Source organism: Nitrosococcus oceani ATCC 19707 (genome assembly GCF_000012805.1).
In the GTDB taxonomy this organism is placed as follows: domain Bacteria; phylum Pseudomonadota; class Gammaproteobacteria; order Nitrosococcales; family Nitrosococcaceae; genus Nitrosococcus; species Nitrosococcus oceani.
In genome coordinates this window covers 1,214,065-1,237,464 of record NC_007484.1, presented here as the reverse complement: position 1 = coordinate 1,237,464, position 23,400 = coordinate 1,214,065, and the positions used below count along the sequence as shown (strand labels likewise).

The 23,400-nt window shown below is 53.1% G+C and carries 19 protein-coding genes and 1 pseudogene; 15 read left to right on the top strand and 5 right to left on the bottom strand.

Annotated elements, in window-relative coordinates; genetic code table 11:
• Positions 1-134: 134 nt before the first annotated feature.
• From NOC_RS06155 to NOC_RS06140, 4 genes are all read right to left on the bottom strand, one after another.
• Positions 135-854: a PRC-barrel domain-containing protein gene (locus NOC_RS06155; RefSeq protein WP_244860077.1), complete on the bottom strand. Its 720-nt coding sequence runs from the start codon at positions 852-854 to the stop codon at positions 135-137.
• A gap of 327 nt (positions 855-1,181) precedes the next feature.
• Positions 1,182-4,361, bottom strand: a complete 3,180-nt coding sequence (locus tag NOC_RS06150) for an efflux RND transporter permease subunit (RefSeq protein WP_002809209.1) — start codon at positions 4,359-4,361, stop codon at positions 1,182-1,184.
• Between the two features lie 3 nt (positions 4,362-4,364).
• A complete protein-coding gene (locus NOC_RS06145; protein ID WP_011330567.1) occupies positions 4,365-5,471 on the bottom strand; it encodes an efflux RND transporter periplasmic adaptor subunit in 1,107 nt (368 codons plus the stop codon).
• 38 nt (positions 5,472-5,509) lie between these two features.
• Positions 5,510-6,268, bottom strand: coding sequence for an intradiol ring-cleavage dioxygenase (locus NOC_RS06140; protein ID WP_011330566.1), 759 nt, complete (start codon positions 6,266-6,268; stop codon positions 5,510-5,512).
• A gap of 310 nt (positions 6,269-6,578) precedes the next feature.
• On the opposite strand from NOC_RS06140, the gene NOC_RS17340 reads away from it, so the two are divergent.
• From NOC_RS17340 to NOC_RS06070, 15 genes and pseudogenes are all read left to right on the top strand, one after another.
• Positions 6,579-6,779 carry a hypothetical protein gene (locus tag NOC_RS17340; RefSeq protein WP_002810125.1) on the top strand — a complete coding sequence of 67 codons (201 nt, stop codon included), beginning with the start codon at positions 6,579-6,581 and terminating at the stop codon, positions 6,777-6,779.
• A 24-nt stretch (positions 6,780-6,803) separates the two neighbouring features.
• Positions 6,804-7,040, top strand: coding sequence for a hypothetical protein (locus NOC_RS06135; protein ID WP_036497260.1), 237 nt, complete (start codon positions 6,804-6,806; stop codon positions 7,038-7,040).
• Positions 7,041-7,176: 136 nt separating this feature from the next.
• Positions 7,177-7,566, top strand: coding sequence for an NADH-quinone oxidoreductase subunit A (locus NOC_RS06130; protein WP_002808832.1), 390 nt, complete (start codon positions 7,177-7,179; stop codon positions 7,564-7,566).
• A gap of 9 nt (positions 7,567-7,575) precedes the next feature.
• Positions 7,576-8,088 (top strand): annotated as a pseudogene (locus NOC_RS06125) (NADH-quinone oxidoreductase subunit B); the annotation flags it as partial.
• 115 nt (positions 8,089-8,203) lie between these two features.
• Positions 8,204-9,985: an NADH-quinone oxidoreductase subunit C/D gene (gene nuoC, locus NOC_RS06120; protein WP_011330565.1), complete on the top strand. Its 1,782-nt coding sequence runs from the start codon at positions 8,204-8,206 to the stop codon at positions 9,983-9,985.
• Between the two features lie 27 nt (positions 9,986-10,012).
• Complete coding sequence (nuoE, locus tag NOC_RS06115; RefSeq protein WP_002808774.1) at positions 10,013-10,477, top strand: NADH-quinone oxidoreductase subunit NuoE; 465 nt, start codon at positions 10,013-10,015, stop codon at positions 10,475-10,477.
• On the top strand, positions 10,474-11,763 hold the full coding sequence (gene nuoF / locus NOC_RS06110; RefSeq protein WP_002810373.1) for an NADH-quinone oxidoreductase subunit NuoF: 1,290 nt from the start codon (positions 10,474-10,476) through the stop codon (positions 11,761-11,763). Before nuoE ends, nuoF begins: the two co-directional genes overlap by 4 nt.
• Before the next feature lie 16 nt (positions 11,764-11,779).
• Entirely contained in the window at positions 11,780-14,509 is a 2,730-nt protein-coding gene (gene nuoG / locus NOC_RS06105) for an NADH-quinone oxidoreductase subunit NuoG (RefSeq protein WP_002809239.1), read from the top strand.
• A complete protein-coding gene (gene nuoH / locus NOC_RS06100) occupies positions 14,506-15,465 on the top strand; it encodes an NADH-quinone oxidoreductase subunit NuoH (protein WP_002811551.1) in 960 nt (319 codons plus the stop codon). Before nuoG ends, nuoH begins: the two co-directional genes overlap by 4 nt.
• A 19-nt stretch (positions 15,466-15,484) precedes the next feature.
• Entirely contained in the window at positions 15,485-16,027 is a 543-nt protein-coding gene (gene nuoI / locus NOC_RS06095) for an NADH-quinone oxidoreductase subunit NuoI (protein WP_002808576.1), read from the top strand.
• 99 nt (positions 16,028-16,126) lie between these two features.
• On the top strand, positions 16,127-16,630 hold the full coding sequence (gene nuoJ / locus NOC_RS06090) for an NADH-quinone oxidoreductase subunit J (RefSeq protein WP_002809032.1): 504 nt from the start codon (positions 16,127-16,129) through the stop codon (positions 16,628-16,630).
• Positions 16,631-16,942 (top strand): NADH-quinone oxidoreductase subunit NuoK, encoded by a 312-nt coding sequence (gene nuoK, locus NOC_RS06085; protein ID WP_011330564.1) that lies wholly within the window; start codon positions 16,631-16,633, stop codon positions 16,940-16,942.
• Positions 16,943-16,946: 4 nt separating this feature from the next.
• Positions 16,947-18,920, top strand: a complete 1,974-nt coding sequence (nuoL, locus tag NOC_RS06080; protein ID WP_002809564.1) for an NADH-quinone oxidoreductase subunit L — start codon at positions 16,947-16,949, stop codon at positions 18,918-18,920.
• Positions 18,917-20,398: an NADH-quinone oxidoreductase subunit M gene (gene nuoM / locus NOC_RS06075; RefSeq protein ID WP_011330563.1), complete on the top strand. Its 1,482-nt coding sequence runs from the start codon at positions 18,917-18,919 to the stop codon at positions 20,396-20,398. The genes nuoL and nuoM overlap by 4 nt, the downstream gene beginning before the upstream one ends.
• Positions 20,399-20,416: 18 nt before the next feature.
• On the top strand, positions 20,417-21,862 hold the full coding sequence (locus NOC_RS06070) for an NADH-quinone oxidoreductase subunit N (RefSeq protein WP_002809517.1): 1,446 nt from the start codon (positions 20,417-20,419) through the stop codon (positions 21,860-21,862).
• Positions 21,863-22,001: 139 nt separating this feature from the next.
• Here NOC_RS06070 and NOC_RS06065 read toward each other — a convergent pair whose 3' ends face one another.
• Positions 22,002-23,324, bottom strand: a complete 1,323-nt coding sequence (locus tag NOC_RS06065) for a glycerophosphodiester phosphodiesterase family protein (RefSeq protein ID WP_002811653.1) — start codon at positions 23,322-23,324, stop codon at positions 22,002-22,004.
• Positions 23,325-23,400: the final 76 nt, after the last annotated feature.

Sequence of the window (23,400 nt, the reverse complement as noted above, 5' to 3'; positions counted from 1 at the left end):
CGCGTAGTTAATGGCATTGCTAGAGGGGGATTGTCATCCCCCTCTTTGAATTAGCGTGCATCAAATAACCTCTTCTCTTATTCCCTGATTGGATGAGGGTTTAATTGAATTAAGGCGCTTCTCAAATCTATTTTTCATTCCCAATATTGGTTGCGGCCATAGTGGCTATAAAGGTTAATTTCATAGTCGCGGCCAATAAGCTGCCCCTCTTCGTATTCTGGCGCTGAGCGAATAACTTCGCGCAAAAGATCTACCCGCACCTTGCGGTCCTCCCAATCAACTTGTTCAATCCAGGTGGGCGCCAGGAGGATTTTCTTTCCAAACCACCCGCGATGGGTGCTAATTTCCAAATACCGAATGACCCAATCCTTCTCGTCGATGACAAAATCCTCGACATATCCAACCTCACCATCGCGGGCCTCAACCTGGTACCCTGAGACTTCGTCACTGCTACGCAAATGGGGATCTTCGGTTTCTTCCCCCTTGTCTTTGTTTTCATAGCTCCGACCCAGATAACCCAACAAACCACTTCTCCAGTAAGGCAACCAATTATAGTGCCGGTGATATTCCTCTTCCTGTTGCCGTGATAATAGTGGCTGTTTCGTATCCATGAGCGGGCTAGTCTCTATTTGCTCTCGGGTTAATTCAATTTGCAGAGTCCATTTTTCTTCATGGATAGAGCCTAACGCCTCGGGAGTAATCAGCACCTGACGTCCTACGAGCCAGTGACCCGTTTCCACAACTAAATAGCGCACTCTCCATGAGGAATCATCGAAAAAAACTTCTCGGAGTCTACCCAGCTCTCCATCTTTAGCATGTAGCGTGAAACTTTTCAGATCTTGGATTCTCCTCATAATATGCAGCATAGTCACCTCGATAAACACAGCAGATAAAGAATACTAAAAAGAAATTTGCTACCCTTTCCCTGTAGACTTTCTCTCCTCAATAAAGCCTTAAAGCAACGATAGCCATCTACTCACCATCAGAACAAAAAAGTGATTTGTCAAACCGATCTAATCTGAACCGATCTCTATGAATTCCAGTTTAGTCTAAAATTCGTAAATTTTATTTTGAAGAGATCTAAAGAGGTGCAATGACTTCCTAGGGGGAGGAGGAATATAGCTTTACTGTAAAACGGCAGGGGCGATTAAACGCCGTACCGTAGAGCTTCGGGCTACCTTTTAACCCTGCTCATCATCGGATTGCTCCGTCTCTTTTGGCACTAGTTTTGCTGGTCTCAGGGTAGGCCTCTGCCAGACACGGGGGACGGATAGACGTATGTCCTGATACAACACATGGAGCACCGGGATAAAGAAAATCCCGATCACCGTGGCGGCAAGCATACCGCCAAACACTACGAAGCCCACTGAAGTTCGACTGGCGGCACCAGCGCCACTAGCGAACAACAACGGACTGACACCGAGAATAAACGACAAGGCCGTCATTAATACTGCTCGAAATCGCAGGCGTGCCGCCGTCAGCGCCGCCTCATGGGTACTCAGCCCCTGCTCGCGCCGCTCCTTGGCAAATTCGACGATCAGAATCGCACTCTTGCTAGCCAAGCCGATCAGCATCACGATACCGATTTGCGCATACAGATTATTGTCCAGAAACGGCAACATTACCACCGGCAAGAGAGCACCGAACAGAGCGAAAACCACCGAACTTATCACCCCCAAGGGCAAAGTCCAGGATTCATACTGCGCCACCAAAAATAAATAAGCGAAAACGATAGCAAGTGCAAAAATGTAAATGACCAGCGCACCAGCGGCCAGCTCTTCCTTGGAGGTACCGGTCCACTCGATGCGGTAACCTTCGGGCAGAGCCTCGGCGGCGACCTGCTCCAGCGCGGCGATGGCCTCGCCGGAGCTGTAACCAGGAGCCGGATTACCAGTGATGGCGGCCGACTTAAATTGATTGTAACGGGTAATCGACAACGGCCCCAAAACGGGTTCAACGTCGATCAGTGCTCGCAGCGGCACCATTTCACCAGGGCCACTGCGCACATACAGATTGCCAATGTCCTTAATAGCATTGCGGTATTCGGCCTCGGCTTGCACCATAACCCGGTAGCTTTTGCCAAACAGATTGAAATCATTGACATAGAGCGAACTCAAATTAGCACTCAGGGTGGTAAATACATCAGCAATGGAAACCCCGAGCACTTTTGCCCGCTCACGGTCGATATCCAAATAGAGCTGTGGCGCACTAGCCGAGTAGGTGCTAAACACCCCCATCAAAGCCGGATGCTGGTTAGCCGCGAATACTAGGCTACCCATGGCGGCGGCCAACTCTTGCGGGCTGCCGCCACCGAGATCCTGCAGCTGCGCCTCGATACCACCACCGGTACCTAGCCCCGTGATCGGCGGCGGCGGAAAGGCGAAGGCTTCAGCGGCAGCGATGCTAGCCAAAGAGGCATTAAGATGGCCGAGAATAGGCTCCCATTGCAATTGAGGACTGCTACGCTCATCCCAAGGAGCAAGAATCGGAATAACCAGGCCCGCATTAGAGGCCGCGCCGCCAAGAATACTGAAACCAGTCACCGAGATCACATCAGTGATACCGGCAGTATCGCGCGTCATCTGGGTTATCTCATCTATTACGGCTTCTGTGCGCGCCAGGGAAGCACCGTCTGGTAGCTGCACATTGACCATTAGTACGCCCTTGTCCTCGGTCGGCAAAAAACCGCTAGGCGCACGCTGAAACAAAAATACGGTGACTATCACGAAGGTCAGCACCAACAGCAGCGAGATCCGTAAATGGCGCAGCATCAGAGAACAAACCCGAACATAACCGTTGCGTAATCTGTTCACCAACCACGCGAAAGCGCGCAATAGCCCATGCGTCTGGCCAGAATCAGGCTTAAGCAATAACCGGCACAGGGCGGGTGACAGGGTTAAAGCATTGAGGGAGGAGATCGCAACCGCCACCGAAATAGTTACCGCGAACTGCTGGTAAAGCTGGCCGGTGATACCAGGCATAAACGATACCGGCACGAAGACAGCAAGCAGCACCAGAGTGGTAGCAATGACCGGCCCGGTGATCTCGGCCATGGCGCGACGGGTGGCCTCACGCGCCTCTAGGGCATTCTCCCGCATAATACGCTGGACATTTTCCACCACGACAATGGAATCATCAACCACGATACCAATAGCCAGAATCATGGCGAACAAGGTAATGATATTGGCAGAAAATCCCAACACGTACATGGCAGCGAAAGCGCCCACCAGGGAAACCGGAATCGCGCAAACCGGTATCAGGGTCGAACGCCAGTCGGCCAGAAACAGGAAGGTTACCGCCACAACCAAAACAAAAGTAATCAACAAGGTCTTGATGACTTCCTGTACCGATGCCCGCACCGCCTGAGTGGTATCGTACAGAATGTGATATTCCATATCTGGGGGGAAGCTTTGCGCCAGGCGTTCCAACTCAGCGTAGATCTGATTGGCAACCTGTAGTGCATTGGCGCCTGGGGATTGATAGACCACTATGGAGGCTGCCGGTTGGCTATTAAGTTTGGAAATAGCGTTATAGCTTTGCGAACCCAACTCAAGGCGAGCAATATCCTTAAGCTGCACAAGGGAACCATCGGCACTGGCCCGGACAATAATATCCTCAAATTCCTCGACCGTTGCTAGCCGCCCCTTGGCCTGCAAGGTATATTGGAATTGCGGCGCCTTGGTGAATGGTGGCGCCCCTAGGCTGCCAGCGGACGCTTGAATATTCTGCTCCTCAATAGCCTTGACAACATCGCTTGCGGTTAAACCCAACGCAGTCAGCCGATCAGGGTCGAGCCACACCCGCATACCGTAATCCTGGACCCCAAATTGGGAAACATCGCCCACGCCAGAAATCCGCGCCAGGGGGTTCTGTAGATAAATCGAGGCATAGTTACTGAGAAACAGGCTATCCCGTGAACCCTTGGGTGAAATTAGATTGACGATCAACAACATATTAGGGGACTGCTTGCGGGTGGTCAGGCCCTGGCGGATGACCTCCTGGGGCAACTGGGTATTGGCTACGGCAACCCGATTTTGCACATTGACCGCGGCGATATCTGCATCGGTACCGACTTCGAAAGTGATGTTCAACTGGTAGCTGCCATCACTGGAACTGGTTGAGGACATATAGCTCATGCCCTCGACGCCGTTGACTTGCTCCTCGATGGGGACAGCAACCGACTGCTCCACACCCTCGGCGTTGGCGCCGGGATAGCTGGCCGATACTGTTACCTGGGGCGGGGTAATTTCAGGAAATTCAGCCACGGGAATCAGGCTGAGGGCAATACCGCCGACCAGCAGCATGACCAGCGATATAACTAGGGCAAACTTAGGCCGGTCAATAAAAAACGCTGAAAACATGGCTCAGGGTTCGTCTGCAGTGACCGGATTGACGGACATATTAGGCCGTACTTTCTGCACCCCCTGGACGATGACCCGGTCACCGGCGGCCAAACCGGACTCGACAACCCAGTCGTTGCCCACCTGGCGGTCAGTGACAATACGGCGCACCTCGACCTGATTGGCGCGATTGACCACAAGGACAAAAAATCCCTGCTTATCTTGTTGCACCGCCGTCTGGGGCACTATCAATGCGGTGATCGGCTGTTTCCGGCGAATCAGCACGTTGACGAACTGGCCCGGTAGCAAAATTTCTTTGGAATTGGGGAACAGCGCCCACACCTGGACGGTATCGGTACTGCGATCAACTTCCGGGGCAAGATAGTCAAATCGCCCCCGCTTAGGATACAAACTGCCGTCGGAGAGCACCAGGGACGGTGCGACGGGGGGATCGCCGGAGGCAATAATCCCTTGCTGACGGGCATTGAGCAGCACTTTATCGCTGACCGCTAGGCTGACGTGGATAGGATCAAAGCTAAATACAGTCGCCAATGGTTCACTACCTGGGCCGACCAGGTTACCCACGCTGTAAGTCGCTCCACTGATGCGCCCACGAATCGGACTGCGAATTTCGGTATAACTTAAGCTTAGCTCAGCGCCCTCCAGCGCCGCTTGAGCCTTGAATACATTGGCTTCAGCGATACTGGCTTCGGCCTGAGCGGTATCCAGATCCGCAGCCGATACCAGTTTGCGGTCATGCAACTCCTGCAATCGCCTCAAGTTAGCCTGGGCATTTTTCAAACTAGCTTGGGCGGAGGCGAGTTCGGCCTTTGCCTGTTGCACCTGAACCTCAAAGGGCCGTTTCTCGATGACAAACAACAGCTGATCCTGCTCCACCAAACCGCCTTCTTCAAAGTTACGCTGCTCCAGTACACCCTCGATACGCGCCCGCAAGGCTACTTCATCCCGTGCCTCAACCCGACCTAGTAACTCAAGGGTGGGAGTAATATCGCGTTTATGCACTTCGCTGACCATAACGCTGGGCGGCGGTGTTTGGGGTTGTGCGAGCACGGCAGACATATTGACCAGACCGCCCAGCAGGCAAGTCATCAGCAAGATAAGTCTAGCCATGGAGTTTCCTTAAGAAAGCAAAGGTGTGGAGAGTTATTTCAAGTCATCTGAAGTCCGATATCGAATGTTCCAACATAGCCTGCTGTCTCCCTGGCTAACGGGAGTATCAGCTCGCTGCCACCCCGCTGGAAAATGCGATCGTCTTCGTTGCTCGAATTACGCCGCCCTTTCGTGGCGTAGGGCGCCTGCGCATGTACTCGATCAGTGATGGAGTCATGGAAGTAAAGCTGCGAGGTAAACTCATGGCCCTGTGGCGAAGCGGAATCGGTGCGAATCTTGAAATGGATATGGACCGTCCTGCCCGGATACCACCCCGGATAAATAGTAACAAACTCGGCTTTCCCAATAGCATCCGTTATTTGATATCCCCGCAAAAACTTCTTCCCCCGGGTATCGAATAACCCGTTGATATCCTGAAAACCCGAGTAAACCCCTAGCGCGTCACATTGCCAAACATCCACTATTGCACCTTTTAAGGGCGTGCATACATTCCCCTCTAGCTGGGAGACACGAAATACTAAGCGCAGCGGAACCCCTTTTTTCATCGAATGGTCCGATGGCTCGAACCGGATGTCGGAACGGTTGAGCTTCTCATCTACGAAATAGGGCCCTTCCGTTTGCTGGGGTCTCACCACGCAGGAAGGCATTACCACCATTGCCCGCTTGAGCGGTGTTTGCGTTGGGGTTCTAGGCATGGATTGTCCACTCACACGTTTTCCCATCACCAGTGATGCGGCCGTTACCCCGGTTAGAAGGAGCATCCGTCGCCGGCTAAGATTACATCCTGTTATCTTCATGGTACCTTACCTCCCATTAATTAGGTATCTTTGCTACCCAGTGCTGGAATTAAGCGGTAGCTGCTTTGTCATGATCCGTGAGCTGACGACCTTCCCTATCTTCTATATAGCACCCACGGCTTTCAGATCGCTTTCGATTACCATAGCCACTAGTTGCACGTGGCTAGTTAAATAATAGCTGCTCAATCGGTAGCCGCGACGGAAACCAGATTCCGGCACACCATATAAAACCGGTTACCAGACTCTTCGGCAAAGACGCTGAAAAGAGTCACAGGGTAAGGGTTAAATAAAACAGAATGGGGCAACCCTGATGAAAAAACTGGGGCGAAATTCACCGTCCTCGGCGGCACGATTATCGGCGCAAACCCAGACGACAAAGCAACTCAAGTCTGCCTGGCGCCGGCGCCTACCCCGCTGGAAGCACCGGTTACGGCCATCTATCAAATATTACAAGGACACGGAAATGCTCATAGACAATATCCATTGTAATTTCTATATTCCCATAAAATAACTTTAACTCGCACTCCAAGGAAAAATGCAGCCACTTAACTCCGAAAAGGGGAGAATCAATTTACTCCTGCAACGTGACGGATTAGAAGCGACTCGAAATTGGGTGGAGAGAACGCTCAATAGCTATCGTAAAGCAGTCGCTAGCCCGGCCCATCATGCTTCCCAAAAAAACTATAAACCCCTCTTTGAACAATCCATCAAAGAATTTGAACAATGGCTATCCACTCACCCGAAGGGGATCCCCGCAGAGAAAAAAACCTAATTCTAGGTTTAAAAATACCCTTTGGTTTCCTTGGATATTTATCTATAAGCATGGCAACCGTTCTGTCTCCAGTCTTGCACTCAACGCTTTCTTCACCTACGTTTTAATGAAAGCCTTTTAAAAATTTATACCCACAATGCAATTTACTGAATTTTGGCCTTTTATTCTCTACGCGGGTATGGTCCTTGTATTAGTCGCGCTGATAGTGGGGTTCTCCTACATTTTAGGCCAGCGTCCTAGGGAAAGGGCGACGGATGAACCTTTCGAATCCGGCGTGGTGACGGTAGGTTTTGCCCGCCTGCGTTTTCCTGCTAAATTTTATTTAGTGGCTGTTTTATTCGTCATTTTCGATATGGAAGCGGCTTTTATTTTCGCCTGGGCAGTGGCATTCCGGGAAACAGGCTGGATAGGGTATGGGGGGGCGCTGGCTTTTATTACCATCCTGGGGGTAGCCCTCATCTATGAGTGGCGGGTGGGCGCCCTGGATTGGCAACCCAAGGGAAGAAAACATAAAAAACACAGGTAATTTAACCTAATGAGATGGAGATTAAGTAAACCGCAAGCAGCAACTTCCATTGAACAAAGCAAAGGTTCCTTCGAAGATGCGATCCGACGTAATTTATTATTTGCCCAGTTACAGGATCTGGTTGCCTGGGGCCGAAAAAATTCTCTCTGGCCTTATAACTTTGGACTTTCCTGCTGCTATGTGGAAATGGTCACCAGTTTTACCAGTAAATATGATATTGCCCGCTTTGGCGCGGAGGTCATCCGCGCCACCCCCCGAGAAGCGGATCTCATGGTGATTTCAGGGACGGTATTTATCAAAATGGCACCCGTGATTAAACGCCTCTATGAACAGATGATGGAACCTCGCTGGGTCATTTCCATGGGTTCCTGCGCCAATTCCGGCGGGATGTACGATATTTACAGCGTGGTTCAAGGAGTCGATAAATTCCTCCCCGTGGATGTTTATGTACCTGGCTGCCCCCCCCGCCCTGATGCCTTTCTGGAAGGGTTGCTATTGCTTCAGGAAGCCATCGGCAAGGAACAACGCCCCCTAAGTTGGGCTATTGGTCCCCAGGGAGTCGAAAGAGCGCCTAAACCTAGCCTGCGGGATCAAAGGCGGGCTGAACGCCAGAAGGCAACGGTATTTCGGAGCCCGGATGAGGTCTAGCCTCCAGCAACCTACTCCGCCGATGGCCGGATTCACTCCCATTGCGGAGATTCTCTATCACCAATTTGGCGAAGCAAATTTCATCCGGCAGGAAACCCACGATGGGGTTCCCACCTTCTGGATAACCAAGGCACAAGTTTCTAAAATTTTACGGTACCTCAAAGCAGAACTGGCCCCCCCCTATCCCATGCTCTATGACCTAACGGCGATTGATGAGCGGGTTCGAACCCATCGGCCTGGCCAGCCAGCAAGCGATTTCACCCTGGTCTATCATCTTCTATCCTTTATCCGGAATGAGGATCTTCGCCTCAAAGTGCCCTTACAGGGAGAATCTCCCTCCTTGCCAACCATCACCCCCATTTGGCCCGCCGCCAACTGGTATGAGCGAGAAGTATGGGATCTTTTTGGAATCAACTTTGAAGGCCATCCCCATCTTAGCCGTATTCTCCTGCCACCGACCTGGCAAGGCCACCCATTGCGCAAGGATCACCCCGCCCGGGCAACCGAGGTAGACCCTTTTACCCTATCCGAGGAAAAACAGGCGCGGGAACAGGAAGCTCTGCGTTTTAGACCAGAAGACTGGGGGATGCGGCGGGCCTCCGGCAGCACCGACTTTATGTTCCTCAACCTTGGCCCCAACCATCCTAGCGTCCATGGAGTTTTCCGAATTGTCCTGCAACTGGATGGAGAAGAAATTGTCGATGCCGTGCCCGATATCGGCTATCACCACCGGGGCGCTGAAAAAATGGGGGAGCGCCAATCCTGGCATACCTATATTCCCTACACGGATCGGATCGACTACCTAGGGGGAGTGATGAATAACCTCCCCTATGTCCTGGCCGTCGAGCAGCTGGCCGGCATCCAGGTCCCAGAGCGGGTCAAGGTCATTCGGGTCATGCTGGCGGAACTCTTTCGCATCGCTAGTCATCTGGTGTTTTACGGCACTTTTGCCCAGGACGTGGGGCAGCTCTCCCCTGTTTTTTACATGTTCACGGATAGGGAACGGGTGTTTGATATTATCGAAGCCATCTGTGGGGGCCGAATGCACCCCGAATGGTTCCGTATCGGCGGTGTGGCCCAAGATCTACCCCGGGGTTGGGATGATTTGATCCGGGATTTTCTGCGTTATTTGCCACCACGCCTGGCTAAATACGACAAGATTGCCATGAATAACCGAATTCTTAAAAAACGCACCCAGGGTGTGGGAAGCTATACGATTGCCGAGGCCATGGAATGGGGAGTCACCGGGCCGGGCCTGCGCGCCTGTGGCCTGGAATGGGATTTTCGCAAACAACGCCCTTACTCCGGCTATGAACAATTCCAATTCGACATCCCCGTTGCCCAGCACGGAGACTGTTACGACCGATGCTGGGTACGAATCGAGGAAATGCGCCAGAGTCTGCGGATCATCGAGCAATGCCTCAACCATATGCCGGCAGGTTCCTACAAGGCCGATCACCCTCTGACCACCCCGCCACGGAAAGAACGCACCATGCACGACATTGAAACCCTGATCTCCCATTTCCTGAGCGTGAGTTGGGGGCCCGTGATTCCAGCGGGGGAAGCTTGCGTGGGCATTGAAGCCACCAAGGGTAACAATAGCTACTACCTGATTAGCGATGGCCACACGCAACCCTATCGGGTCCGCATCCGCACCCCTTCTTTTCCCCATCTCCAAATGATTCCCCTCATTAGCCGGGGATCGATGGTACCTGATCTGATTGCCACCCTGGGCAGCATCGATTTTGTGATGGCGGATGTAGACCGGTGAAAAGGCGAATTCAATGGAGACAGCACCATGCTCAGCACTGAGGAAATAAAAGCAATCGATGCCGAACGGGCCCACTATCCCACCGCTCAGGCCGTCGGGATCGAAGCCATGAAAATCGTGCAGCACCACCGAGGCTGGGTCTCCGATGAAAGCCTCCGGGAGATTGCCGAATATCTCGGCTTGAGCGTGGAATCCCTGGATGGAGCGGCCACATTCTACAATCTTATTTTTCGCCGGCCAGTAGGCAAGCATGTCATTTTAATCTGCGATAGTGTGAGCTGTTGGATCATGGGCTACGAGCAACTCCGGGAACAATTGCAAACAGAGCTTAAGATTGGGCTGGGGGAAACCACCCAGGATGGCCGTTTTACCCTGTTGCCCAGTTGCTGCTTGGGGGCCTGCGAGCGCGCCCCAGTGATGGTAGTGGATCAGGATCTCCATGGCGATCTGGACTCGGAGAAGATAGGTGAAATTCTGGCGGGCTATGAATGAACAGAAAACCCATGGCCACGCCCCTTACTCAAAATATTACGCCCCATCGGGAACCGCCGGATCTCAAGCAATACGCGCAAGCCGGAGGATATCAAGGTCTCCAACGGGCGATCAAAACCCTAACGCCCCAAGAAGTGCTGCAAGAAGTTAAAGAGTCTAACCTGCGAGGCCGGGGCGGGGCTGGCTTTCCCACCGGCCTCAAGTGGAGTTTTGTGCCTAGGGGAGACGATGCGCCCCGCCCCAAATACCTGATCGCCAATGCCGATGAAATGGAACCGGGCACCTTCAAGGATCGCCTGCTTATGGAAGGCGATCCCCACCAATTACTGGAGGGGATGATCCTAGCCAGCTATGCCATCCAGGCAGAGGTAGCCTACATTTTTTTACGAGCGGAATACTGGCTAGCCGCGCAACGTCTTAAAAAGGCCATCGCCGAGGCTTATCAGGTGAACTACCTGGGTAAAAATCTCCTCGGATCGACGTTTAGTTTGGAACTTCATCTTCATACCAGCGCTGGCCGTTACATCTGCGGGGAGGAAACCGCCCTGCTCAATGCTCTGGAAGGCAAGCGGGCGATTCCCCGCGCCAAACCCCCCTATCCCCAAGTTAGCGGTTTGTGGGGCCAGCCTACCGTTGTGAACAATGTGGAAACCCTCTGCAATGTTCCCCATATTATCGCTCGGGGCGCGGCCTGGTACCAAAATCTCAGCCGGAGCGAGGATGGCGGTACCAAAATTTATGGGGCCAGCGGCCGGGTTAAACATCCTGGGGCATGGGAATTGCCCATGGGCACACCTATCCGTGAAATTCTGGAGGAACATGCCGGCGGCATGAAGGACGGTTTTCAACTCCGGGGCTTCTTGCCTGGCGGTGCTTCCACGGATTTTCTCACCGAAGAACACCTGGAGGTCCCCATGGACTACGACTCAGTACAGGCCGCCGGTAGCCGGCTTGGCACCGGCAGCCTCATTATTCTCGATGACCGGACCTGTCCGGTGGATATGGTGCGCAACCTGGAGCACTTCTTTGCCCAAGAATCCTGCGGCTGGTGCACCCCCTGCCGGGACGGCCTGCCTTGGGTGGAGAAGATTTTACTGGGAATCGAACAGGGCCAAGGCCAACCCGAGGATTTAGAATACCTGATGATGCACACCCGCCTGCTGGGGCCTGGCCATACCTTCTGTGCCCATGCCCCCGGCGCCATGGAACCTCTCCAAAGCGCCTTGAAATATTTCAAAACTGACTTCGAGCAGCATATCCATCAGCAACGCTGTCCGTTCAAATAGGCAGGACTCAGGGACAATGGCGAAAATCTATATCGACAACCAGGAGTTTGAAGTGGAGGAGCAAAACAGCCTCCTCCAGACCTGTCTGTCTTTGGGTTTCAATCTCCCCTATTTTTGCTGGCATCCGGCCCTGGGCTCCGTGGGCGCTTGCCGGCAATGCGCCGTCAAGCAATTTAAGGACGACCAAGACACCCAGGGACGCCTGGTCATGTCCTGCATGACACCGGCTAGCGATGGCGCCCGTATCTCCATCGAGGACCCTGAAGCCACCGCCTTCCGGGCCAGCGTGATTGAATGGCTCATGACTAATCATCCCCACGATTGTCCTGTTTGCGAGGAAGGGGGGGAATGTCATTTGCAGGATATGACCGTGCTGACGGGCCACACCTACCGCCGCTTTCGTTTCAAGAAACGAACCTTTACCAATCAATATCTGGGACCCTTTCTCAACCATGAGATGAATCGCTGCATTGCCTGCTATCGCTGCGTCCGCTTTTATCAGGACTATGCTGGCGGAACGGATCTCCAAGTGTTCAATACCCACCACCATGTCTATTTTGGCCGCCATGAAGACGGCATATTAGACAACGAGTTTAGTGGTAATTTGGCCGAAGTATGCCCTACCGGTGTTTTCACCGACAAACCTTTCAGCCGTCATTACAGCCGCAAGTGGGACCTGCGGGGCGCTCCCTCGGTGTGCGTCCATTGTAGCCTGGGCTGTAATACCAACCCCAATGAACGTTATGGCCGGCTAAAACGAACCCTCAATCGTTATAATCATCAGGTCAACGGCTATTTTCTCTGTGATCGGGGCCGTTTTGGCGGTGATTTCGTAAACAGCGAGCAGCGGCTCCGGCAACCACGCCTGCATAAAACGAACGGCTTCCAGCCGGAACCGGTTGCCCAGGAACAGGCGCTGCAATATTTGGCCCGCCTCCTTTCGGAGACAAAGAGCATTATCGGCATTGGCTCCCCCCGGGCTTCCCTAGAGGCCAATTTTGCCCTTCGTACCCTCGTGGGAGAGGAACACTTCTATTCTGGCCTGTCCGGGCCAGAAGCGACGCTCATCGCCACCGCCGCTCACATTTTACAAAATGGTCCCGCCCGGATACCTTCCTTACAGGAAGTAGAACAGGCCGATGCTATTTTGGTCTTGGGCGAGGATCTTCTCAATACCGCGCCGCGGCTGGCCTTGAGCCTGCGCCAGGCGGTTCGGCAAAAAGCATGGGGAATTGCGGAGGAACTTCATATTCCTCCCTGGCAGGATATGTCGGTTCGGGAAGCGTCCCAACAGCAAAAGAGCCCTTTATTCATGGCTACCTCCACCGCTACGAACCTAGATGAGCTTGCCACTCACACCTATAGGGGAGCCCCTGCGGATCTCGCCCGGCTCGGTTTTGCCGTCGCCCATTGCCTAGACCCGGAAGCACCTGCGGTGCCCGATCTCACCCCGCCCCAGCAGGCGCTGGCGGAGTCCATTGCTGAGAGTCTCAAAAAAGCCCGCCGGCCCCTGATTATCTCGGGCGTCAGCAGCCAAAATCAGGCGCTGCTCGAGGCAGCCGGGAATGTGGCCTGGGCTTTGGACCATCATCGGCAGCATCCCGCCTATCTCTACTTGACGCTGCCCGAATGTAATAGCCTTGGCGCTCATTTGCTAGGCGGCGCTAGCCTGGATAAAGCCTTCAAGGCAGCGGCGGAAGGCAAGGTAGAGACGGCTATTATCCTGGAGAACGATCTCTACCATCAAGCCGATCAAGTCGCTGTGGAAACTTTCTTGAAACAGGTAAAGCATGTGGTGGTCATCGACCATCTTCATCATAACACTATGGCCCAAGCGGAAATCGCGCTTCCCGCTAGCACTTTTGCCGAATCGGATGGCACCTTGGTGAGCAGCGAGGGCCGCGCCCAGCGATTCTTCCAGGTGTTCGTTCCAGAAAACGATATCCAGGAAAGCTGGCGCTGGCTAAGCAAAGCCATGGCTGCCGCTGGACGCAAGGAGGGCGGTTGGCAACGTCTAGATGAGCTCACCTACGCCTGCGCTGGCGCCCTCAACTCTCTGAACTCCCTGGGGAGCATCACCCGCGCGGCGCCAGGGGCGGAATTTCGTATCCAGGGAATGCGAATCCCCCGCGAACCCCACCGCTACAGCGGCCGCACCGCCATGACCGCTGACTTGAATGTCCATGAACCTAGGCCGCCAAGCGATCCCGACTCGCCCTTTTCCTTCTCCATGGAGGGATACCCTAGGCAACCCCCGTCCGCAACCATTCCCTATTTTTGGGCCCCCGCCTGGAATTCCATCCAGTCAGTCAACAAATTTCAGGAAGAAGTGGGCGGGCCCTTGCGGGGAGGTTCTCCGGGCGCCCGCTTGATTGAACCCAGGCCAAAAGCAAAGATTGCCTACTTTACCCAGATTCCTTCCGCCTTTGAGCGCCGCAAGGAACAATGGCTAGTCCTACCCCTTCATCATATTTTTGGCAGTGAGGCGCTAAGCGCACTGGCACCAGCCATCGCCGAGCGCGTCCCGGCCCCTTATCTAGCCCTTACCCCAGAAGATGGGGCTCAACTTAAACTGGACTCCGGCGACGAAGTCAACCTCACCCTAGGGGGAAAAATCTACCGCCTGCCGGTTCGCTACCAAAACGCTCTACCCCCGGGAACGGCAGGGATTCCCTGGGGTCTTCCCACCTTGAGGGGCATCATCTCTTTGCCTGCCTGGGGCCAACTTTCCAAGGGGACGCCATGAACGCTACCCTGACCTCGCTGTTTAATATTTTCGGGATCCTGGGAACATTGCTTACGCTAGCGGCCTTGCTGATTTGGATCGAACGCCGCTTGCTGGGATTCTGGCAGGAGCGCTACGGCCCCAACCGGGTGGGCCCTTTCGGCATCCTGCAAGTGGTAGCCGATGCCATCAAGCTTCTTACCAAAGAAGACTGGGTGCCGCCTTTCGCCGACAAACTGGTTTTTATCCTCGCGCCCACAGTGGTCGTCATTGCCACTTTGTTGGCCTTTGCGGTGATTCCCTTTACACCCTATATTGGCATTATCGATCTGAATATCGGGCTGCTGTTTTTCCTCGCCATGTCCTCCCTTTCCGTCTACAGCGTGGTATTAGGGGGTTGGGCCTCCAATAACAAGTATTCCTTAATGGGGGCTCTGCGGGCGGCGGCCCAGATGTTGAGCTATGAAGTTTTTATGGGTTTGTCTCTGATGGGGGTAGTCATGCTGGCCGGCACCTTTAATCTCCGTGAAATCGTAGCAGCTCAACAAGACATGTGGTTTTGCATTCCCCAGTTTCTTGGCTTAGTGGTATTTCTGATTGCCGGGATCGCGGAAGCTCATCGCCTGCCCTTTGATCTCCCCGAAGCCGAAACTGAATTGATAGCAGGCTTTCACACCGAGTACTCGGGAATGAAGTTCGGCCTATTTTTTGTCGGTGAGTACCTCGCTATTCTTTTGATTTCGGCTCTGATCGTGACGCTGTTCTTTGGTGGTTGGCAGGGTCCTTGGCTACCACCCCTAGTGTGGTTTTTTATCAAATTCTCTTTCTTTGTGCTTTTCTTTATTTTGCTGCGGGCCGCGCTCCCCCGGCCCCGCTACGATCAGCTCATGGCCTATGGCTGGAAGCTGATGTTGCCCCTAGCGCTGCTCAATCTAGTGATTACCGGGGCGGTGGTGCTTGCCCTTGACGGCACCTAATCCCCAAAGGAGGAATTCCATGTTGAGTCCATTGAAAAATATTTCCCTAGGCAGTGAACTAAAAAGCCTCTGGACCGTGTTTCTCCATCTCTTCCAGCCCAAAGCCACGATCCAATATCCCGAGGAGAGACCCTATATCCCACCCCGTTGGCGAGGGCGCATTATCCTCTCCCGGGACCCGGATGGGGAGGAACGCTGCGTTGCCTGTAATTTATGCGCCGTCGCCTGCCCGGTGGATTGCATCGCCCTCCAGAAAACAGAAGACGAGCAGGGCCGCTGGTATCCCGAATTTTTCCGCATTAATTTTTCCCGCTGTATTTTTTGCGGTTTTTGCGAAGAAGCCTGTCCCACCTATGCCATTCAGCTCACCCCGGATTTTGAAATGGGAGAATACGAGCGGCCAAATTTAGTATACGAAAAAGAAGATTTGCTCATCAATGGTACGGGGAAATACCCCGATTATAACTTTTACCGGGTAGCGGGGATGGCTATTGGCGGCAAAACTAAAGGAGAAGCGGAAAATGAAGAATCTCCAGTGGATGTCCGCAGTTTAATGCCTTAGTGGTTAAAACAATTTTAATGGGTACGAAAAAAACTGCTAAAAAACGGCTCAAGTCCGTCTATCCTTAACCATACCGGCATAGAAAAACTCATAATACTAATGGAAATTACCTTCTATATCGCCGCTATTATCGCCGTTGTTTCCACCGCCATGGTGATCACCCGCTTAAACGCCATCCATGCCCTGCTGTATTTAATTGTTTCCCTCCTTGCGGTAGCCTTAATCTTTTTTCTCCTGGGCGCCCCCTTCGCTGCCGCTCTAGAAGTCATCATCTACGCCGGCGCCATTATGGTGCTGTTTGTGTTTGTAATGATGATGCTCAACCTCGGGGAGGAGGCAGTAGCCCAGGAGAATCGTTGGCTTACCCCCAGCATGTGGATAGGCCCTGGAATTTTATCCTTCGTTTTGCTCATAGAACTGGTTTATCTTCTGGTAGCAGAGAGCAGCGCCCTTTCCAGTACTAAAATGATCCCCCCCCAGCAAGTAGGTATTACCCTGTTTGGTCCTTATCTATTGGCAGTTGAGCTTGCAGCCATGCTACTACTGGCGGGCCTGGTGGGAGCCTATCATCTGGGGCGCGAGGAGCCGGAGGAGGAGTCATAAATGCTAGCCTCGATCCCCACGGAACATGGCCTGTATCTGGCTGCCGCCCTCTTCATCCTAGGGCTAATAGGCGTCTTGGTGCGCCGCAATCTTATTTTCATGCTCCTGTCCCTGGAAATTATGCTCAATGCCACGGGACTGGCTTTTATCGTGGCGGGCGCCCGTTGGGGAGAGGCGGAAGGACAAATTATGTTCATGCTTATCTTGACTCTGGCGGCGGCAGAGGCAGCCGTTGCCTTGGCGTTGATTTTGCTGGTTTACCGTCGTTTTGGCACCCTGGATGCCGATCGCCTTAGCAGGATGCGAGGTTGATACAATGCTAAAGCTATTATGGTTAATCCCCACCCTGCCCCTAGCCAGCTCCGTGCTATTAATGCTCGCCTCCGGGCGGTTACCCAAAAAGCTTAGTGCCTTGATCGGAGTCGGCTCGGTGGGATTATCCGCCCTTCTGACCTCGGGGCTTGGCATTGCGTTCCTGCAATCCCCCCCTGAAGGTAATGCCTATACGCAAATTTTATGGACCTGGATGGCCATCGGAAATTTTACGCCCAGCATCGGCCTTTATTTGGACTCCCTCTCCTTAGTGATGACTCTAGTAGTCACCTGGGTAAGCTTTCTAATCCATCTTTATTCCGCTGAATTCATGGCCAATGAGGCCGGTTATCAGCGCTTTTTTGCCTATATGAATCTATTCGTTGCCACCATGTTGATACTGGTGTTGGCCGACGATCTGTTATTCCTCTATCTAGGCTGGGAAGGGGTGGGCTTGTGCAGCTACTTGCTCATTGGTTTTTGGTACCAAGACTCGGCTAACGGCTACGCGGCCCGCAAGGCGTTTGTGGTGACCCGAATAGGGGATACCGCTATGGCCCTAGGGCTGCTGTTATTGGTCACTCATCTGGGAACGCTCAATATCCAACTACTCATGGAACGGGCTTCCCAGGCATGGCCGGTGGGATCGAATTTAGCTATAGCTGCCGCCGCTTTGATGCTAGGCGGCGCGCTTGGCAAATCAGCGCAGCTGCCGCTACAAACCTGGCTGCCCGACGCCATGGCCGGTCCTACCCCGGTCAGCGCCCTTATTCATGCCGCTACCATGGTCACCGCCGGAGTCTATCTTATCGCCCGGACCCATGTACTGTTCGAGCTGGCCCCCCCCGTCCACGGAGCGGTGGCGGTAATCGGGGCCTTAACCCTGCTGCTAGCGGCCTGTAGCGCCTTAGTACAAACCGACATTAAACGTATCCTGGCCTATTCCACCATGAGTCAAATCGGTTATATGTTTTTAGCCTTAGGGGTCGGCGCCTGGTCGGCGGCTATCTTTCATTTGATGACCCATGCCTTCTTCAAAGCTCTACTGTTCCTAACCGCGGGTGTGGTGATTGCCAGCCTGGATCATGAACATAATATTTTCAAGATGGGCGGCCTGCGAAAACAGCTCCCCATTGCCTTCTGGAGCTTTCTCATTGGCGGCGCCTCCTTGGCCTCCTTACCCCTTATTACCGCTGGTTTCTATAGCAAGGATTTAATTCTTTCCCAGGTATGGTCTTCCCCCTTGGGCGGCCCCTGGCTCTGGACGGCGGGCCTCCTGGGGGCCTTATTAACAGCGGTTTACATCTTTAGGGCCTGGTTTATGGTCTTTTTCGGCCTCCCCAAGGCAGCCGTTGGCAAAAAACCAGGCATGCTTATAGCTATTCCCTTGCTGATACTCTCGCTGCTCTCCCTTGCGGGCGGCTGGATAGAACTGCCGCCAAGTCTCGGAGGCCAGCCCCTATTTTCTAACCTGATGCATTCAGCCCTCCCCGCCCTAGAAGCCGGGCATGGAGATCCGGGAATAGAGATCAGTTTGCAACTGATGGCCTCGGATATTTCTGTGTTAGGCGTTTTCTTAGCTTATGTCTTTTTCTTGCGCCACCCCCACTGGCGACAGACCCTGTTAGCAAAAGCGCCGGTCTTGGCAGTAGGGCGTTTCTGGTATGTCGGCTGGGGCTTTGACAGGCTATATCGCACACTGCTGGTGCGGCCTTTGCTGAGATTCGCCCACTTCAATCGCGATGACTTTATCGATGATCTCTCTCGAGGGGCAGTTTGGCCAGTGGCGGGGCCTTTCCTATGGCTCGCCCGCGTGAATAAAGGTGATTTTATCAATACTTTTTATCATGGAATAGCACGTCTGGCACAAATGGGCCACCAAGGACTTAGTCGAACCCAGACGGGGCAAATACGCTGGTATACCGGGAGCGTTGCCGCTGGGGCAGCCCTTCTTATCGCCATAGTGGTGCTCTTATGATATTAATTGCCCTGCTTGCAATCTTAATAGTCGGAGGCCTAGTGGCGTGGGTCGCCGAGCGCTGGCACCCCCTCTGGCCCCGGTTCATTTCCCTGCTTGCACTAGGATGCAATTTTCTCGTGCTGTTAGCTTTATGGCTATGGCAGCCCGATCCTTTTATGATAAACGGGCAAGGCGCTTGGCTAATAACCCTGGATCGGCCCTGGATACCCCATTTTGGGGTTCGCTTTCATCTGGCCCTGGATGGACTGAGTCTGCTCTTGGCGCTCCTTACCTGCTTTCTTGGCCTTATGGCGGTGGTCGCTTCCTGGACCGAGATCAAATACCGGATCGGATTTTTTCATTTCAACTTGCTATGGGTTCTGGCAGGAGTCCTCGGAGTCTTTATGGCCCTGGACTTATTCCTGTTCTTTGTCTTCTGGGAAGTCATGCTGGTCCCCATGTATTTTCTCATCGCCATTTGGGGCCACGAACACCGCCATCCAGCCTCCTTTAAATTTTTTATCTTTACTCACAGCGGCGGTTTACTGCTGTTAATTGCTATTCTGGAGTTGGCCTGGACCCATCATCAAAACACAGGCGAGCTGACCTTTAGCTACCTTGACTTGCTAGGCGCCTCCCCAGACCCAGAGACGGCCTTTTGGATCATGCTGGGCTTTTTCATCGCCTTCACCATCAAGCTGCCCGCGGTGCCGCTGCATTCCTGGCTGCCCGATGCCCATACCCAGGCACCTACTGGCGGCAGCGTAATTTTGGCGGGAGTATTATTGAAAACAGGCGCTTATGGGCTGTTGCGTTTCGTGGTCCCCTTATTTCCTGTCGCTGCCGCTGAGTTTGCCCCAGTGGCTATGCTTATGGGCGTGATGGGCATCCTCTATGGAGCGGTGCTGGCCTTTGCCCAGCAGGACGTTAAACGCTTGATCGCCTACAGTAGTATTAGCCATATGGGCTTTGTACTTCTGGGCGTATTCGCCTGGAACGCAGTAGCCCTGCAAGGCGCGGTCATACAAATGCTAGCCCACGGCATCTCTGCGGGCGCCTTGTTCATGATCGCTGGCGCATTGCAAGAACGCCTCCACACCCGGAATATGCGCCGTATGGGTGGACTCTGGGCCCAAGCGCCTCGAATAGCCGCCATTAGCTTATTTTTTGCCGTGGCAGCCCTGGGTCTTCCTGGACTAGGCAATTTTATGGGAGAGTTTTTAGTGCTGCTAGGCACCTATCGGGCGAGCGTTCCTTTCGCTGCGGCTGGCGCCTTGGGGCTAATTCTAGCGGTGGTCTATGCCTTGATTATCGTGCAAAAAACTCTCCATGGCGAGCCCGAGGAACAGCGGCATTTTACGGATTTTTCCACAAAGGATATGGTCGCCATGGGCACCATGATCCTCATCCTTTTTTGGTTAGGACTTTACCCCCAACCAGTCTTCGATATGGCCCATCCCGCACTCGAGGGTCTCCAACAACTCACCATGGAATAAGCGGTTAAAGACTGGTTTATGAGCTCCCTGGATTTCACCGCATTGCTGCCTCTTATCCTTATCACCCTAGCGTCCCTAACGCTTACTTTAATTGTGGCCGGTTACCGTCAGCATCGTCTAACGATGGTGGCGACTTTGATAGCATTGGTGCTCTGCCTAGCGGTCATCCCCCTCGCCGCTGCGGTGTCCCCTCAACACGTGCCGCCTTTATTCATTATTGATCGCTATGCCCTCTTCTACATGGGCCTGATCTTCACTGCGGCTTTAGCCATAACCCTCCTCGCTTACGGCTATATGAAAGGACTTGTGGATCAACCAGAAGAATTTTATGTGCTCTTGCTCCTGGCGAGCCTAGGCGCGGCCATTCTGGCCGCCAGCAATCATTTTGCCTCTCTATTTTTGGGCCTTGAGATCTTAAGCGTGTCCCTATTTGCTTTGCTGGCCTACCCTCGCCGCTTCCAGCTTTCCCTTGAGGCGGGTGTGAAATATTTGATTCTCTCCAGCGCCTCTTCCGCGCTTTTACTGTTTGGCATGGCCCTTATTTATGCTGAGACGGGAGCCCTGGGGTTTGGACAACTCAGTACGTTGCTCAGCACAGGGGCACTTTCTTCCGAAATTTTCTTTCTTGCTGGCCTCGCCTTGATAATGACGGGCCTTGGCTTCAAGTTATCCTGGGTGCCTTTTCACCTCTGGGCCGCCGATGTATACCAAGGGGCGCCGGCGCCAGTCACCGCCTTTCTCGCCACGGTTTCCAAAGGAGCGGTATTTGCTTTGTTATTACGCCTCTTCGTCCAGGTAGACGGACCTCAGCATCACACTCTTATCGTGCTACTCAGCTTTATCGCCGTGGCCACCATCTTGGCCGGTAATTTACTGGCACTGCTGCAAAATAATATCAAGCGGATTTTGGCTTATTCTTCCATCGCTCATCTAGGCTACTTACTAGTGGCCCTGTTGGCCAGCGGAAACCTAGGCGTGGAAGCAGTCACCTTCTATTGGGTGGCTTATTTTATAATGAACTTAGGCGCCTTTGGCGTGGTCACCGTTCTCTCCTCACCAACCCAGGAAAAAGAGAACCTGGAAGATTACCGAGGATTGTTTTGGCACCGACCAGGACTGGCTGGCATCTTTACTTTTATGCTCCTATCCTTGGCGGGTATCCCCTTAACAGTGGGTTTTATCGGTAAATTTTATATCTTCGCCGCCGGCGTCGAAGCTACCCTGTGGCTTCTTCTGTTCACGTTTGTCATGGGCAGCATCCTGGGCCTATTCTATTACCTGCGCATCATCATTGCCTTGTATCAAACGCCTACCATAGAGAAGGAAGCCCTTGCCTCTCCTTCCTCCCTGCCTTTAATGGGCAGTTTAACCCTTGCCCTTCTTACCCTGCTGCTCATCTGGTGGGGAGTCTATCCCGATCCTCTGATGCGTATAATTCAGGCTGTGGCCATGGCGCTGATTTAAATGAGAATTGTTTTTACCGGCCAGCTTCCAAGCAAATAAGTTAAAAATATGCTGCCAAATGGAAGCAGGTAGACTGAACCCTAAGATGATATTCTACCCATCTTGGGATCGCCCGGCCTTGTAGCAACCACCGTTCATCCTAAGAATCTGCGCGCCCCGTCTCCTCGGACTGGCCGGTTAAACCCATACAATTGGCATAGTAGGTCACCGTAGCGGGCCAGTCAGAGAAAATGCCAAGGATACCCACGTCCTTTGCCAAGATATCAAGAACTTCCAGCATATCGCCATCATTATCAATAACATTGGCGAGAGTCTGATAGTACCAACCACCACCGTCTTTTAGCGGCCCCGAACGCTCAAGTGTCCAGGTGATAATGTTCAGACCCGCGGCTCTAGCATTCAGAGCATACTCCGAAGGCACAATTTCATTATCCTTATTAAGCTCCAGCAGTGCCCATAGGGGGGGAGCTATGATTTCTACGCCTTGGGCGGCAAGATTTTCCATGGCTGTCAAGGAAGGGTCAAGATCGCCGGCAAAGCTGGCATCGTCGAGAAATATGGCCTGTTTGCCAAACTCAGGCGCCTTGTTAATCCAGTAAAGCACATCATCGAGGCGGAAGGATTGGGCATATACGTTTTTTGCCGCGACACCTGCCCTACGGTATTCATCAATTAACTGCTGGGCATAGTCCTCCTGGGTATAATGCCCTTCAAAGGGCATCGCCACAGCGGGAGCTTTAAGCTCAGGAGTGAATTTCACACCCAGTATTTTGAAAAGTTCAATACTCTCTGCGTGGCTGAGCAGGGTGCCATTGTTGGAATACAGCTCCGTACGCCAGCTTGGGGTAGCATTTAGGTACCCCTTAAGGGTAGTCGCGGCGGGATTGAAGGCATCCATTTTACCCTTGAGGGTCTTAAACTCATCAAAGGTAATATCGCTGGTACAACACTTAGCCGATGCCGGCGTGATAATGTTGCCGGTCATGGCACCGAGAACAGCGGGAATAAAGGCTTCAGAACACTTGGCAGCCAGGTCAGTAGCCAGAATATTTGTCGTGGTATGCAGGTCACATTGGGAATGGCGGCACACCAATTCCCTGTCTTGGGTGAACGTGACATCGCACTCCAGGATACCGGCGCCCATGCGGGCAGCCGCTTGATATGATTCCTTGGTGTGCTCGGGAAATTGAAGAGGCGCGCCCCGATGGCCAATGGAAAAATCAGTCTTATAGAAGGGACCTTTTGCGCACCCCTGAAGAACTTTTTTGAGCTCGCTTTCTTCCATAACCTCGACGAGATAAAATGGCCGAGGACCCAGTTGCACAGGTTGTTTTCTTTCTTTGTTGGCAGATAGAGCTCGCCAATAATCATCCTGGCCATCCTCGGATTCATCGACCAAAACAAGAGCGAGTAGTGCTGCAAAAATAATTACAATTAAAAGGTTAACTGTAGTTAAGCGCATCAAATCCCCTCATCCCTGGGCCAGGGACAACTTTATCGGGTAAAATTATACTTTGGAGCAGCAAGCTCCCACCGGC